14 protein-coding genes are annotated in these 14,705 nt (G+C 47.5%); 11 read left to right on the forward strand and 3 right to left on the reverse strand.

The genetic code is table 11. The annotated features are described in order from the left end of the window. Window positions 1-146 precede the first annotated feature (146 nt). Together NE665_RS21510 and NE665_RS21515 are read right to left on the reverse strand one after the other, a co-directional pair. Window positions 147-407: a CD3324 family protein gene (locus NE665_RS21510; RefSeq protein WP_117442254.1), complete on the reverse strand. Its 261-nt coding sequence runs from the start codon at window positions 405-407 to the stop codon at window positions 147-149. A gap of 194 nt (window positions 408-601) precedes the next feature. Next, window positions 602-895: a hypothetical protein gene (locus NE665_RS21515; protein WP_233104816.1), complete on the reverse strand. Its 294-nt coding sequence runs from the start codon at window positions 893-895 to the stop codon at window positions 602-604. A 406-nt stretch (window positions 896-1,301) separates the two neighbouring features. Here NE665_RS21515 and NE665_RS21520 point away from each other — a divergent pair, with 406 nt between their 5' ends. From NE665_RS21520 to NE665_RS21545, 6 genes are all read left to right on the forward strand, one after another. Then, the gene (locus NE665_RS21520; protein ID WP_117442252.1) at window positions 1,302-1,640 is read left to right on the forward strand and encodes a helix-turn-helix transcriptional regulator; all 339 of its coding nucleotides are present in this window, start codon (window positions 1,302-1,304) and stop codon (window positions 1,638-1,640) included. Continuing rightward, a complete protein-coding gene (locus NE665_RS21525) occupies window positions 1,637-2,893 on the forward strand; it encodes a DUF2812 domain-containing protein (protein ID WP_117442251.1) in 1,257 nt (418 codons plus the stop codon). Before NE665_RS21520 ends, NE665_RS21525 begins: the two co-directional genes overlap by 4 nt. Window positions 2,894-3,194: 301 nt before the next feature. Next, window positions 3,195-3,671, forward strand: coding sequence for a signal peptidase II (lspA, locus tag NE665_RS21530; protein WP_117441398.1), 477 nt, complete (start codon window positions 3,195-3,197; stop codon window positions 3,669-3,671). Then, entirely contained in the window at window positions 3,659-4,573 is a 915-nt protein-coding gene (locus NE665_RS21535; protein WP_117441399.1) for an RluA family pseudouridine synthase, read from the forward strand. The genes lspA and NE665_RS21535 overlap by 13 nt, the downstream gene beginning before the upstream one ends. Window positions 4,574-4,577: 4 nt before the next feature. Continuing rightward, complete coding sequence (locus tag NE665_RS21540) at window positions 4,578-5,831, forward strand: rhomboid family intramembrane serine protease (protein WP_117441400.1); 1,254 nt, start codon at window positions 4,578-4,580, stop codon at window positions 5,829-5,831. Further along, window positions 5,831-6,325 (forward strand): dCMP deaminase family protein, encoded by a 495-nt coding sequence (locus NE665_RS21545; protein ID WP_117441401.1) that lies wholly within the window; start codon window positions 5,831-5,833, stop codon window positions 6,323-6,325. The genes NE665_RS21540 and NE665_RS21545 overlap by 1 nt, the downstream gene beginning before the upstream one ends. Before the next feature lie 46 nt (window positions 6,326-6,371). On the opposite strand, the gene rnhC is transcribed toward NE665_RS21545, so the two are convergent. Next, complete coding sequence (rnhC, locus tag NE665_RS21550) at window positions 6,372-7,274, reverse strand: ribonuclease HIII (protein WP_117441402.1); 903 nt, start codon at window positions 7,272-7,274, stop codon at window positions 6,372-6,374. A gap of 127 nt (window positions 7,275-7,401) precedes the next feature. Between rnhC and NE665_RS21555 the strand changes: the two genes are divergently transcribed. From NE665_RS21555 to NE665_RS21580, 5 genes are all read left to right on the forward strand, one after another. Further along, window positions 7,402-8,067, forward strand: a complete 666-nt coding sequence (locus NE665_RS21555) for a CvpA family protein (RefSeq protein ID WP_233104949.1) — start codon at window positions 7,402-7,404, stop codon at window positions 8,065-8,067. A gap of 10 nt (window positions 8,068-8,077) precedes the next feature. After that, window positions 8,078-10,411, forward strand: a complete 2,334-nt coding sequence (locus NE665_RS21560; protein ID WP_117441403.1) for an endonuclease MutS2 — start codon at window positions 8,078-8,080, stop codon at window positions 10,409-10,411. Next, the gene (gene uvrC / locus NE665_RS21565; RefSeq protein ID WP_117441404.1) at window positions 10,411-12,189 is read left to right on the forward strand and encodes an excinuclease ABC subunit UvrC; all 1,779 of its coding nucleotides are present in this window, start codon (window positions 10,411-10,413) and stop codon (window positions 12,187-12,189) included. The genes NE665_RS21560 and uvrC overlap by 1 nt, the downstream gene beginning before the upstream one ends. 586 nt (window positions 12,190-12,775) lie before the next feature. Then, window positions 12,776-13,375, forward strand: coding sequence for a resolvase (locus NE665_RS21575; RefSeq protein ID WP_117441405.1), 600 nt, complete (start codon window positions 12,776-12,778; stop codon window positions 13,373-13,375). 58 nt (window positions 13,376-13,433) lie between these two features. Beyond that, window positions 13,434-14,561: a M15 family metallopeptidase gene (locus NE665_RS21580; RefSeq protein WP_117441406.1), complete on the forward strand. Its 1,128-nt coding sequence runs from the start codon at window positions 13,434-13,436 to the stop codon at window positions 14,559-14,561. Window positions 14,562-14,705: the final 144 nt, after the last annotated feature.

Consider the following 14,705-nt stretch of genomic DNA (forward strand, 5'->3'; position numbering starts at 1 on the left):
ATCATTTTTGGCATAATAAATGGCAGAAACGTCGACTATTTTTGGGTTTATGAAGTACGTTTCTGCCACAGATATTCTATCAGATTTTAAAAAGACTGTCGACAGTCACTTTGTCAACAGTCTGAAAGAATGCCGCAGCATTCTTGTCATTTCTGATAGATGATTTTCTTGATCGCATGGTGGGATAATGCGTACTGACTGGAAAGCTCATCAATCGTGCAGCCGGACACATAGCGTTGTCGGATGCTTTCATTTCGCAGCTGCAATTCTTTTCGATAGCCGCTGCGCTTTCCCCAGCGTTTTTTCTTTCCGGCAGCAGGAATATAGATATATCCTGCCTGTACATAGTTCTGTAGCTCCTCCACCAGACGCTCAGGTAACACCGTATGGGCATTTACATATTTCATGCAGGCTCCTCCTTTACAATATGTTCAGGATGCAAGGCCGGCATAGGCTGCGACTTATTTACTCCATGCAGGTGTCGCAGCCGATCGGCATTGCATGGAGTGTTGCTTCATTACGTGTCATAAAATCACTTCCTTGTGACTTCAGTATAGCATGCTGCGGCGTGATCTACAATGCGAATGGCGTAAATAGAAAGCTATACAAGATAGCGGACGATATACAGAATAAGAATACAGAGCTCCAAAATGTCGAAGGGGATGATCCACAGGTAGGCAGCTCCAACATGAACAGATGCAGGAGAAACATGCTGTGTGCGGATGGGAATTCCTGCTTCCTCCTGTGCTATCAGCTTTTGCTCCTGCTGTACCAGCTGTTCCTTTTGTTCCAGCAGGTATGCCCGGCTGTTTAGGACGAAGTAGCATGTGGTGAGAAGCAGGGCAAGCATGATGGCCAGCATCCATTTGCCGGGAATGCTTTTACGTTTTTTCATAGGTGTTCTCCTCCTCATCGTGTTTGTTAAACGAAGTATAGCATAGCTGTTGCAGTGTGACAAGTTAAGGGAGGGTGTTTCAATCCGCAGTATTTACGTAGTACAGCAGTGCAGGAGATCATGCAGATACCACTGCTTATATTTATATAAGGGATATCCATGTGGTAGCTTGTTGCGCCGCCCGTTATCAAAATCCACACTGCTCTATGGAAGCGTAGGAGGCAGCGTCCTTCGTGAGTTTCAAAGACATTTGTTCATATCCACTTACATGCTGATTATCAGCGCTCTAACATCGCCAATTTCTAAGCTTAATCTTATGCAATGAACTAAGCTTATTGACAATATCGTTTAACGATAATATAATGTAGATGAAGAAATATCGTTAAACGATATTGGAGGTGGTTCTGTGCCGAAGAAACAGCTGGAAACATTGACAGAGCCAATGTACTATACGCTGCTTGCGCTGCTTCAGGCGCGCTGTGGGATGGAGATTACAGAGTTTGTGCTGACACTGACCAAGGGCAGAGTGCACCTGGTGCCGGGCACGCTGTATACCATGCTGTCAAAGTTTGAAAATGAAGATATGATTCGGGAAACGGAATCGGATGGAAGGAAACGGTTTTATCTGATTACAGAAAAAGGGAAGGGGATGCTGATGCAGGAATACAGACGCTTGAAAACCATGCTGCAGGATGGTGAGGCATGGATGGAAAAGCAGGGCGGCGAAGAGGAGGCGGCATCATGAAACGAAAAAAGAAGCATGTATGGCTGATTGTTTATCCGTTTGAATATCCGGCTTTACAGGCATATCTGAATGAAATGGCGGAAAAGGGATGGAAGTTGGTGAGCTTGAAGGGGGATCGCTCCTGCTGGCTCACATTTGAAGCGGATACGTCACAGGGGGCGTACTATCTTGTGGATTATACAAAGGATTACTCCATGATTATACCGGATTCGGAAACAGCGGATGCACATAAGTATCGCACCTTTGTGGAAGAATTCGGGTATACGTTCATCGGATCAAATGGGCCGCTCATGGTGTATCGCTGTAATGAGCCCAACCTCACGTTACGCGAGGGGACAGTGGAGGATCGCCGCATATTGAATGTGAGTATGCATAAGACAGCTGTATGGCTGCTGGTATCATGGGTGCTGTATATACTGCTGTTGCTGCAAAGCTATGATGGGCTTCGTTGGAGTATGTACGCCAACGGTTCTCAGTTTCAGACATTTCTTTTAATGGTCGCATTAAATATCACATGGCTGATTCATCTCCTCCCTTACTTTATATGGCTTGTGCGCAGAAGGAATGTCACCTCTTCCAAAACGCTGCTGCGGCAGTCAAGAATCGTGTACGGCAGTGTTGCGCTGCTGCTTTGTACGATGATCGGCTCTTTGCTCACAGTCAATGTGCTTTATGTGATCGCATTTACTGTGATCTTTCTGATTTTCGGAGTGCTCATTCACCGTCTTTGGAAAACCAAATATCCTATGGGGTTCAAGGTGATCGGCAGTATCGCACTGCTTTGGGTAACCTTTGCTATCGGCGTGAATATCACACTTTCCAGTACCTATGACTCGCTTTCCTTTCAAAAGCCAATGGAACAGACAAGATTATCGGATTTTGTCATGCAGCATGTAAATACCGCAGGTCTGACGCTGGACAGCTATCGGGAGTCTTCCATGCTGAGCGAGCATATGTCCTTCAGCGCCTACAGCGAGGAAGAAGATGCATCGGATAAGGATGTGCATATCGATTGGTATCGCATACGTGAAGGATTTTTTAAGGAGTGGACGAAGCGTCGTTATCAAAGTGAGGATGGATTGGAGCAGCTGTGCAGGGGCTATGGGGAGCCAATCAAGACACATGGCGTCATCATGTATAAGGGGGATTATGAGGTTTTGATTATTCAAGACGATACGTATATTTCCGTCGATGATACCTTTTTGTTGGATAATGACGGATGGAAGCTCATACATGAATTACTGGAATTGTGAAAATATTTTCAGAAATAAAATGAATAAAAATTGAAAAATGTATTGAAAGTATGCTTTCTTCGTGGTATACTGTAACCAGATTTCATAAGAATCTGCCAATGGACTTTTTATTCAGAATCTTTGTATGAACGTGTCGAGTTCATCCTCCTTATTTATAAACTTTCCTAATTACCGTGATTCCAAATAAAAAGTACACATAAAAATCGCCAATGGCGGTTTTTTTTGTTATAATATGATACGATGCATTTCTATGAGCTTTCTCAAGCGGGACTCATAGAACATATAAGGAAAGGTGAATCGCATGAAAGCTAAGCATATTCTGCTGATGGCGGCAGTTCTTCTGCTGGATCAGCTAAGCAAGTGGGGCGTACAGACGTCCATGCAAATAGATGAGAGCTTTGACGTAATTCCGGGGTTTTTCAGAATTACATATCTGCATAATACAGGAGCAGCCTGGAGCATGCTGGAAGGAAAGATGGTCTTCTTTTATCTGATTTCCATTGTTTTTCTGATTGGCATGCTGTATTTTTACCGTTCTACTGATCACAAGGACAAGCTGACACGCATTGGTGTCGTATTGATGATGGCTGGAACACTGGGAAATTTTATTGACCGTCTCGTTTTCCAGTATGTCCGGGATTTTCTGGATTTCATTATCTTCGGATATGATTTCCCGGTATTCAACGTCGCTGACATATCGCTTTGTGTCGGTGTTGGACTTATCGTATTATCAATGGTTCTGGAAACATATGGAGGTCGTAGACTATGCGCGAAATAGAGATTATCGCTGCTGCAGAGGATGCAGGAGCACGTATTGATAAATTCCTTAGTGAACAGGAGGATTTATCCCGAAGCCGTGTGCAGGCACTGCTTGCGGAAGGAAGCATTCTGGTCAATCAGGCTGCTGTTAAAGCCAATTATAAGGTAAAGGCAAACGATCACATCACAGCCTGTTTCGATGATGAAATGGAAATGGAAGCCCGTCCTGAGAAAATGGAGCTGGATGTGCGGTATGAGGATGAGGATGTGATTGTCATCAACAAGCCGAAAAACATCGTCGTACACCCTGCTGCAGGGAATCAGAGCGGTACACTGGTCAACGGGCTGCTGTATCACTGCAAGGATCTCTCCGGAATCAATGGAACGCTGCGTCCGGGAATCGTGCATCGCATTGATAAGGATACAACAGGGCTGCTGATTGTCGCTAAAAATGATCTTGCGCATGCATCCTTGTCTAAGCAGCTGCAAAGCAAGACGGTGAATCGCCTGTATTATGCATTGGTGCACGGGGTGATTCAGCATGATTTCGGTACGATTGATGCACCGATTGGCCGGGATGTGAAGGATCGCCAGAAGATGGCGGTAACGGCAACCAATGCAAAGGATGCGCGTACACACTTTCAGGTGATCGAGCGCTTTGCTAATTATACCCTGGTGGAATGTCGTCTGGAAACCGGGCGAACGCATCAGATACGTGTTCATATGCAATATATCGGACATCCGGTTGTGGGGGATGAAAAATATAGCTATCGCAAGACCATGCAGACAAACGGACAGCTCCTGCATGCGCATCAGCTAACCTTTCAGCATCCGAGAACGGGGGAAATGATTACAGTGGAAGCAGAGCTGCCGAAGCAGTTTGCGGACATACTGGAAGAACTGCGACAGGAATCGAGGTGACTGGATGCAGATTCGTGAATATGATTTGTTTGCCTATCAGCTGCTGCATTACCTGGTTGTTCAACAGCATTATCGCATTGTACGGGTTCAGCAGCACAAGGATGATCTGTGGCTGATGAATGAACAGCACCAGGTATATCCGGTGATTCGCATTTCATCCAGCGGCAATGCCGGAACCTTTGCGGATACGGACTATGTGCGCAACGTTCACCGCATCATACTCAATCTGATGCATCGAGAGGGACCGATGCTGATTCTTAACACCAATCCGCAATCGAGTCCGGTGCACAATGCTTTTCTGACACAGATTTGCATTACACCCACAACCATCAGTGAACCGCAGCTGGTCAGTGTGTTTCATGGCATCGACCGCGTCGTGCATCGTGTGGTGGATCCGGATAAGGAAAGCAGTACGCTCATGGCTCAGGTGGAAGAGGCAGAGCTGAAGCAACAGCAGGATTTCATAAAAAAAGCACGGAAGAAAAGTATCCCGCGCTGTACGATTGCTATGATGGCAGTTTGCACGGTATTACTCATACTGGAATATACACTGGCCTATCTTGGCGGCAGTATGGAAGGCGCAATCGTGGCAGTCGGCGGGTTTTATAAAATGAGCATTGTCGCGGCGCATGAATATTGGCGTATTCTCAGCGGCGGCTTTGTACATAACGATGTTGTTCATTTTGTCATCAGTCTGTATGCCTTGTATGCGACCGGAAAGCTGTGTGAACAGCGTTTGGGAAGAGGCTGGTATATGGCGATTTTTCTTTCCTCTGTGATTTTGGGGAATGCCGCACAGCTGATTGCGGCCCCCAACGGGATTGCGACCGGTATGAGTGCCGGAATTTTCGGTGTAGCGGCAGCCTTCCTCACCAGTCAGCTGCTGTCTCATACGCTGCGACATCCACTGCTGCGGATTCCGCTGTATAACTGTATGGCAATTCTTGTTATACTGGCACTGGTGCCCTCGGTATCCTTTATCGCCTGTGCTGCGGGAATCCTGTGTGGCGTTCTGTTTGGCTTATGGATATATGGCAGACAGAGTGAATCCGGTATGCGGCAGCATGCCTGTCTGGCACTGGTCTTGTATGCGACAAGCCTGTTCGCCTATGGTGCTGCTGTGGATACGGTTGCTCCGCTTGATCAGCATTTGGATGAAGCCATTATCCGTGTTTACCGCCATACACCGCTCAATGCCTATGCAGACTATTTGCAGGAGCATTTTCATCAGCAGTATGAAAAAACAGGAGGTATCTAATGAAACGGGAAGATGTATTGACTTGGGATGAGTATTTTATGGGACTGGCACATCTGAGCGCCAAACGAAGCAAGGACCCTTCCACACAGGTGGGAGCGGTGATCGTCAGCAGTGAGCATCGTGTGGTCAGTATCGGCTATAACGGCTTTCCAAACGGCTGCAGCGATGATGAATTCCCATGGGATCGGGAAGGGGATTTCGGAAACACCAAGTACCCCTATGTCGTGCATGCGGAGCTGAATGCGATTTTAAACAGCAAGCATGACCTGAAGGGCTGCAGTATTTATGTATCACTGTTTCCCTGCAATGAATGCGCAAAGGCGATTATTCAAAGCGGCATCAGCCGTATCGTATATGAATCCGATAAATATGCACATACGGAAGGGACGATTGCCAGCAAGCGGATGCTGCGCAGTGCAGGGGTGGAGCTGGTACAGCTGCCCTATGCCATCGATCTGCAGGTATCCAGAAAAATCAATCCGACAGTTCGATAATGAGAAAACCCGTTTTCTGTAGAAACAATACAGGAAACGGGTTTTTTCAGCCTAAGGCTTTTTTCGTATTTGCAAAATGCAGCTTGGCAACCTGAAGCAGTGCCTCTCTTCCATGCGCTGCAACAAATTCACGAATGTTGGCATCCACCTTGCTGCCGGCCCCCTTTTGGAACGGGAAGTCGTACTGCTCACACATGGCATCGAAGGCTTTCAGAAACGCATAGCGGGCAATAATGGACCCGGCAGCGACGGATAAATATTTATTTTCCGCCTTGGTTTCAAAATGAATGTCGTAAACGACCTCGCGCTCATTTTTCAGATAGCGGTAATAGGAAGTCTTCTGTACAAACTGGTCAATGATGCAAAATTGCGGAAGTGAACCGAGCTTCTTACGCAGGTGCACATATGCCTGATTATGCATGCGGGATTTAATGGCAACCATATTGTTCTCCCCGTGTATCCGGTTGTAGGTGGCGTTATCCAGAATCAGAAGACTGTGTGGAAGACGTTCCATGAGCCGTGGCGCCATGCGTCGTATGGCGGTATCATCAATAGCCTTGGAATCCTGTATGCCTTGCTCTCGTAGAAAATCCACATCCTCTTCACGGACGCAGGTTGCACAAACGGTTACCGGACCGAAATAATCACCGGTGCCCACTTCGTCGCTTCCCGCCTGCGGATAGATTGCTTTCGGCTGTGGCTGTGTTTTTTTTGTTGTCGCCCTGCGCTGTGTTTTCTGCATGGCAGATGGGGCAAGCAGCGCTGCACATTCCTCGGCACCGTTCCCCTGAAATACAAGCTTTCCGGATTCATAAGCAGTGATGACACAATCACTCGTCTTGATCTGATAAATTGCATAGGGAGGCGTCTTGCGGATTTCCGCAGATTTCAACCGCTGCTTCAGCTCCATCATGCTGGATCGATCTGTCTGTATGGTACATGTTCCCATGATATTCCTCCTCATAACTTTTCCATTTTAGCATAAAATGAGACAACAGGATACAGAAATCGGGTGTTCCCATTCATTTTTTTATGTGTTCATGGTAAAATAATGAGACGGACAAAGAAAGTAGGTGATGCCTGTGTCCCTGATTATGGTTGTAAATATCGTCATCCTGTGTGCCCTTTGCGCATTTGTATTCGGCGGATACCGCGACGGCTTCCTATTAAAGCTGTTGAGCATACTGTCTTTCTTTGTATGCGGCTTTCTGGCATGGTGGGCATCCTCCTATGTCGGCAGCTTCATCCACCTGTATCCAAAGCATGCACTCCCGTTGCAGGATACACCGCTGGAAGCTGTCCTGTATGACAATTTGAATCGTTTGCTCATCTTTGTGATTCTCTTTGTCCTGCTGCAGCTGGCGGTGCTGATCGTAAAGCCGTTTACAAAGGCGGCCAATCATGTGCCGGTCGTTTCCGGTATCAACCGCCTTCTGGGCGCTGCGCTAGGGGCTTTGCAGGCTGTGCTTCTCATGGTGCTGGCTGCCATGATCTGCCGCCTGCCATTTTGGAAAACAGGGAATGAAATCGCATCTGCGTCCCTTTTGCGATACAGCGATACGATGCTGGAGGCCCTAACCTTTTATGCAAAGGAGCCATTGCAGGAAGTATCCAAGCTGACATCGGCATTGGAGGAGAAACAAACACTCAGTACAGCAGAAAAGGAGAATATCCGCAGCTGGCTGCTGGAGCAGAATATGAAGAAGGAAGACGTGGACACGCTGCTGTCTGCGCTGCAATAGAGGTAAGAATATGAAAGATATGTATGAGCCGTTAGAGCTGCACAAGGTGAAGGAGCAGGTCGCAAGACATGCGTCCTTTTCCCTGGGAAAACAGCTGATTCGACAAATGACGCCACGCTTTGATGCCCTTTGGGTCAAACGCGAGCTGGCAAGAGTAAAAGAGGCCTATGCCCTCGTCGTGCGTTTTGGAAACATGCCGTTTGGCGGCATTCATGACACACGAGACAGCATAGAGGCAGCCATGAAGGATATGACACTGACACCGCATGAGCTGCGCGAAATAGCGGACAGTACACGCGGTGTAGAGCAGGTCCGCAAATATATGAAGGCAAGTGATCTGGAGACGCCGCTGATCAAAGAGCTGTGTGATTCCTTTGCGGAGCATCAGCGACTGGCTTCCTCCATCGAACGCTGCATTTCCTTAAATGCAGAGGTGTTGGATACAGCGAGTCCGGCGCTGAAAAGCATACGGAAATCCATCTTATCCTGCCATGCGGATATCAGCAGTGAGGTACAGCGGTTTCTTTCACGCAATGCAAGCAAGCTGATGGATACGATCACAACAGTGCGCAATAACCGTACCTGTGTGCTTGTGAAAATCAGTGAGAAAAACAGTGTGGACGGCTTTGTGCACGGAGAGAGTGCTTCCGGTCAGACGGCCTATGTAGAGCCACGCAGCCTGCTGGTGCTCAACAATCGCCTGCAAACGCTGAAAAGTCAGGAGCAGGAGGAAATCACACGCATCCTATTTGAATTAAGTCAGCAGGTCAAGGCGGTCGGCTATGAGCTGCTGTCCAATCTGGAAACCTTTGGTCTGCTGGATAGTATCTTTGCCCGCGGGCTATGGACAAAGGAGATGGATGGCTGTATTGCAGAGCTGAATACCAGGGATGATCACCTGTATCTGAAGACTGCCAGACATCCGCTGATCGATCCGCAGAAGGTGATTGCAAATACATACGAAATCCGCTCACCGCATCACAGCCTTCTGATTACCGGTAGCAATACCGGAGGAAAGACGGTAACACTGAAAACCATCGGTTTGTTTGTCGCCCTGACGATGAGTGGGCTCCCCCTGAGTGCGGAGCAGGCGATCGTACCGCTGTTTGATGCCCTGTATGTGGATATCGGTGACGACCAGTCCATTCAGGAATCCCTGTCAACCTTTTCATCCCATATATCCAAGCTGGCAGCTATATGTGACCACGCATCCCCGCGTTCACTCGTCCTGCTGGATGAGCTGGGGAGTGGAACAGACCCGAAGGAGGGAGAGCCGCTGGCAGTTGCTGTTTTGGACCATCTGCGCAGCATCGGTGCCATGGTGATTGCCACAACCCATTACTCTGCATTGAAAACCTATGGTGCAGACAATGAGGATATCCTGCTGTCCAGTGTGGAATTTGATATGGAGGTGATGCTGCCGACCTATCGGTATATCGAGGGAATCAGCGGTCAGTCCAACGCATTTGAAATCGCCCGCCGATATGGACTAAAGGAAAGCATCATTCAATTTGCGAGGGAACGCAAGGAAGCGGATCGCAGCAAGGCGGATATCGCAATGGAAAAGCTGGAGCAATCCCTGATGGAAAATCATGAGCTGAAGGAAAAGCTGGCTGCTCGCTTACAGGATGTCAAGCAGCTGCAGGCAAGCCTGGAGAAGGAGAAAAAACAGCTGGCGCAGCGGCGGGAGGAAATTCTGGAAACAATCAGGGAGGATGCCCAAAAGCAGCTGGAGTCCTCCTTGGAGGAAGCTCAGGATATCATCGAAGAGCTGAAGCATATGCACAGTGAAGCGAAACCGCATGAGATCAGCGACCGCAAGGCCAGATTGAAGCAGCTGTCATCGCTGGACGATGCAGATACAAGTGATACACAGCAGGAGCTGCCTTCCTATCAGGTGGGGGACTATGTGAAAATCAGCAAGCTGAGCTATTATGGAGAAATCATTTCCATGAATAAGGATAAGGTCTGCGTACTGGCAAACGGTATGAAAATGAATACGACGCTGCAGGAAATCGAACCGGCTGTAAAGCAGGTGCAGAAAACAAAGAAAAAAGGCTTTGCCAAAGCAAGCGTGCGCTCGTTTTCCATGGAATGCAATGTCATCGGTATGCGGGTGGCGGAAGCCCTGCCGATCATCGATAAATATCTGGATAATGCAATGCTTGCGAAAGCAAATAATGTCCGCATCATTCACGGTATGGGAACCGGAGCCCTGCGCAAGGGGGTTCATGACTTTCTGAAACGCAATCCGCGTGTGGAGAGCTTTCGCATGGGAGGTCAGGGAGAAGGCGGACTGGGAGCAACCGTTGTTGTTTTAAAGCAGAAGGGAAGCGGTAAATAATGGCAAATATGGCAAAAATAGAGGATAAGCTGAAAATCCTTCCTGCTCTGCCTGGCTGCTATTTAATGAAAAACAAGGATGGAGATATCATCTATGTCGGAAAAGCAAAAAAGCTGAAAAACCGTGTACGGCAGTATTTTGTCGGTGCCCATGATTTTAAAACCACCCGCCTTGTCAGTAACATCGACGATTTTGAATATATCGTAACATCCAGTGAAAAAGAGGCGCTGCTGCTGGAAATCAATCTGATCAAAAAGCATACACCGCCCTACAACATCATGTTTATGGATGATAAGTCCTATCCATATTTAAAGCTCACAAAGGAAAATGCCCCGGTATTGAAGGTGGTGCGCAATACGAAGGATCGCAAGGCCTATTATTTCGGGCCGTTTCCGGATTCCGGCGCGGCATGGGAAACGGCAAAGCTGTTGAATCGCATCTATCCGCTGCGCAAATGCCGGCGGATGCAGAAAAAGGAATGCCTGTACTATCACATGGGACAGTGTCTGGCGCCCTGCATCAAGGAAATTGATGAGCGTGTGTATGCGGACATGGTCAGCGGTATTCAGAAATTCATGCGGGGAGATGTCAAGGATATGCTGGATACCCTGCATCGGGAAATGGAACAGGCGAGTGAGGAGCTGCTGTTTGAAAAGGCACAGGAGAAGCTGAGCCTGATCCATGCCATCGAGCATGTGACGGCAAAGCAGCAAATCGACTTTAAGGACCGCAAGGACCGGGATGTGTTTGGCTATTATGTTGATAAGGGCTATATATCCATTCAGGGCTTTTTCCTGCGTGGAGGTAAGCTGCTGGAGCGTACGCTTTCCATCGAGCCGCTATATGAAAATGAAGCAGATGCCTTTGTTTCCTTTATCCTGCAGTATTATGCGAACAATCCCCTGCCGCAGGAAATTCTCATACCAAAGGAGTATGATATTACGCATCTGGAAGAAATTCTGGACACAAAGATATTGCAGCCGCTTCGCGGAGATAAGCTGAAGCTGGTGGATATGGTGCTTGCCAATGCCAAAAATGCGCATGAACAGAAGTTCGAGCTGGTGGAACGCAAGGAAAGCCGGCGCTATGAGGGGATGGAGCAGCTGTGTAATCTTTTGCAGAAGGAAATTCATCGCATCGAGCTGTTTGATAACTCGCATATCTCCGGTACGCATAATGTCAGCGGTATGGTGGTATATCGGGACGGTGAGCCGAGCAAGAAGGATTATCGCACCTTTCGTCTAGGCGAATACATAAGCGACCTCGACTCAATGAAGGAGGTCATCTATCGGCGGTACTTCCGGCTGTTGAAGGAAGGGGCGCGCTTTCCTGACCTGCTGATTGTCGATGGTGGCTATCTCCAGATTGAGGCAGCCAGAGAAATTATTGAAGCACTGGATATTCCCTTAACAATCTGCGGACTGGTTAAGGATGACAATCACAGGACGAGCAATCTGATGGATGTAAACGGAAATATTCTGCCGGTAAAACGCGACAGCTCTCTGTTTTTCCTGTTGACCCAGATGCAGGATGAGGTGCATCGCTTCGCCATCTCCTATCATCGCAAGCTGAGAGGGAAAGCTATGACGAAGTCCATTCTGGACGAGGTGGAAGGCATTGGGGAAGTCCGTAAAAAGGAAATCTGGAAGCATTTCAAATCCCTGAAACGCCTGAAAGAGGCCACAATCGAGGAAATACGTCAGGTGGTTCCGGAAAAAGTAGCACAAAATATCTACAATATCCTGCATAATACAGACCAAAAAGCAGAAGATGCATAAGATAAAGGTAGGTAGGAACGTTAGGGGGTAAGTGCTACGCAAAAAATACTGACGCAACGTGAAAAAGAGGTTTTTGAATTACTGATTGCCAATTACAGCACCAAGGAAATAGCGAAACTGATGAACATATCCGATAAAACGGTTAGAAACCATATATCCAATGTTATGTTGAAGCTTGGAGTAAAAGGAAGAGCCCAGGCGGTCGTTGAGCTGCTGAAATTGGAGGAATTAACGCTTGAATAGGCAGGACGTGTATACGTTCTGCTTTTTGTGTGAGCACTTGATAAAATAGCGAAAGCATTGGCAAAACTACTGCACTAACCGCCTGTATGGCATACGAACGCAGGGAATCTATCCTGCGCGGAAAGCCTAGGGCTTCGACAGCTACATACAGATATGGAAAACACAGTCGTGGAAAATTTCCAAATATTGTAAAAAACTATAGTTTTTTGGATTCTTTTGCCGGAAGGATTGATTCTGTTCTACAGATGGTGTAGAATGACGAGTGAAGAATTCCTTATCCGGCAGGACTGTTTTTTATGTCCTGGCGGTTATGGTGGAAAGGTATCGAGGAAGGAGCTCGCATATGAATTATGTTTATACTTATGTAGAGGATGAGCAGGAAGCTGTCCGTATGCGGCAGGCACAGGCAGAGCTGCAGAAGCGTCAGCAGGCTGTCTGCTATTTTGATTACGGCAGTACAAAGCAGTGGGAGCAGCTGCAAGCCGTGTGGAAGCAATCGGATACCCTGTATATCTATGATATCGCACACCTTGCCAGTGAGGTGCTGGAGCTGAAGCAGCGACTGCGCGAGCTGCAAAGCAGCGGTCTTTGTGTCAGATTGAGCGATGAGCGCACGGTTGATCTGGAACAGATGCTGCTAATGATTGATTTTGTGACAGGGACGATTCGCAAACGCAACTATGCCCTGCAGCTGGAGGGCATTCACAGGGCGCTGGAGAAGAAGAAAAACGGGGAAGGCAGCTATGGCAGACCGAAGATGGTATTACCGGATGATTTTGAGGAGAATATCCGAAAGATCATGCGTAAGGAAATGAAGCATGAGGATTATCAGAAGCAGCTGGGCTTCAAGCGCTCCACCTATTTCAAAATGGTGAAGGAGGTTCGGGACAGCTGGAAAACACAGGAAGAAAAGAGTGAAACCTTAACAGTATCCCAAGAGTGAGCGTCTTGCTCTTTTTTTCATTTTGAAAGTCGTGTATAATAAAGAGCGAGGTGAGCCTATGCTACTGAAACGAAGTGTGTTTGTCATCCTGCTGATTGCACTGTTCAGCGGATGCTTTTATATTATGAATCAGCATTATGATGAATTGGCCAGATACCCCCATGAGCTGAGCGAGGAGGAACGAAGTCTGGTGCTGTCCCATCTCAGCACCGAGCAGATCAATTACCTGGTATCGCAAAAGATTGAACCGGAACAATTTCTTCCATTTATCGATATCAAGGATTTTGAGTTGAATAATACCCTATGGTATGATGTGGCGTATCAGACACAGAAGCCGTCGCATACGGAAAGTGATCAGGCGGTTAAGGAGTACATCGTGAGCTTTATCAACCGCTATCGTTCACGTATGGAGTACGGACAGCTGCATGACCTGTTGACGAATTATAGCTACAACGTACTGACACGCTTTTTCGATGAAGGCGATCCGAATATCGAAAATGCCCGTCTGATTGCACAGCCCGATGATCCGTATCTGGTGCTGAGCGGAAAAAATACGCTGTATACCTATGAGCCAAAGAATCTGGTCTCCATCAATGACCTGCCGCACGCCTCCCTTGTACCGCAGGCCAATGATATTACGATCAAGAAGGAGGTCGTAAAGCCGTTGAGGGAGCTGTTGGCAGCTGCAAGGGAAGTCAATCAGAAGGAAAACGGGGATATGAAGGTGATTGCCGGTTATATTTCCTATGAGGATCAGATGAAACTGTTTGAAAAAGCAAAGCTGATCTTTGGGGATGAGGTGCTGCAGCATTGGGATTATCCGGGACAGAGTGAATTTCAGCTCGGCTATACAGTGCGCCTGCTGCCAAACGGTATGACGACGGAATTCGATGAGGAAAAGGAAACTGACAAGGATAAGGATACAGGAAAGAAGGAGGAAGCGAAGAGCTCGGATAAAAAGGATAAGAAAAATCCGAGTGAGGAGGAGCGCGATCAGGAAATCTGGCTGAAGGACAACGCCTACAAATTCGGCTTCATCATCCGCTATCCAAAGCAAAAGGAAGATACGACCGGAAAACGTTACCAGCCCTACACCCTGCGCTATGTCGGCAAGGATATTGCGAAAAAGCTGCATGATGAGGGCTATGTACTGGATGAAGTGAATATCAATGATCTAAAGGAGTAAGAACAGTCTCGTGCTGTTCTCAGACTGTTGACAAAGTGACTGTCGACAGTCTTTTTAAAATCTGATAGAATATCTGTGGCAGAAACGTACTTCATAAACCCAAAAATAGTCGACGTTTCTGCCATTTATTATGCCAAAAATGAT

It is taken from the genome of Clostridium sp. DFI.1.208 (assembly GCF_024463855.1).
In the GTDB taxonomy this organism is placed as follows: domain Bacteria; phylum Bacillota_I; class Bacilli_A; order Erysipelotrichales; family Erysipelotrichaceae; genus Clostridium_AQ.

Bases quoted from the DNA above. Each gene is read 5' to 3' on its own strand.
- NE665_RS21510 (WP_117442254.1), bottom strand. From the start codon at position 407: ATGAAATATGTAAATGCCCATACGGTGTTACCTGAGCGTCTGGTGGAG.
- NE665_RS21515 (WP_233104816.1), bottom strand. From the start codon at position 895: ATGAAAAAACGTAAAAGCATTCCCGGCAAATGGATGCTGGCCATCATG.
- NE665_RS21525 (WP_117442251.1), top strand. From the start codon at position 1,637: ATGAAACGAAAAAAGAAGCATGTATGGCTGATTGTTTATCCGTTTGAA.
- lspA (WP_117441398.1), top strand. From the start codon at position 3,195: ATGAAAGCTAAGCATATTCTGCTGATGGCGGCAGTTCTTCTGCTGGAT.
- NE665_RS21535 (WP_117441399.1), top strand. From the start codon at position 3,659: ATGCGCGAAATAGAGATTATCGCTGCTGCAGAGGATGCAGGAGCACGT.
- NE665_RS21540 (WP_117441400.1), top strand. From the start codon at position 4,578: ATGCAGATTCGTGAATATGATTTGTTTGCCTATCAGCTGCTGCATTAC.
- NE665_RS21545 (WP_117441401.1), top strand. From the start codon at position 5,831: ATGAAACGGGAAGATGTATTGACTTGGGATGAGTATTTTATGGGACTG.
- rnhC (WP_117441402.1), bottom strand. From the start codon at position 7,274: ATGGGAACATGTACCATACAGACAGATCGATCCAGCATGATGGAGCTG.
- NE665_RS21555 (WP_233104949.1), top strand. From the start codon at position 7,402: ATGCCTGTGTCCCTGATTATGGTTGTAAATATCGTCATCCTGTGTGCC.
- NE665_RS21560 (WP_117441403.1), top strand. From the start codon at position 8,078: ATGAAAGATATGTATGAGCCGTTAGAGCTGCACAAGGTGAAGGAGCAG.
- uvrC (WP_117441404.1), top strand. From the start codon at position 10,411: ATGGCAAATATGGCAAAAATAGAGGATAAGCTGAAAATCCTTCCTGCT.
- NE665_RS21575 (WP_117441405.1), top strand. From the start codon at position 12,776: ATGAATTATGTTTATACTTATGTAGAGGATGAGCAGGAAGCTGTCCGT.
- NE665_RS21580 (WP_117441406.1), top strand. From the start codon at position 13,434: ATGCTACTGAAACGAAGTGTGTTTGTCATCCTGCTGATTGCACTGTTC.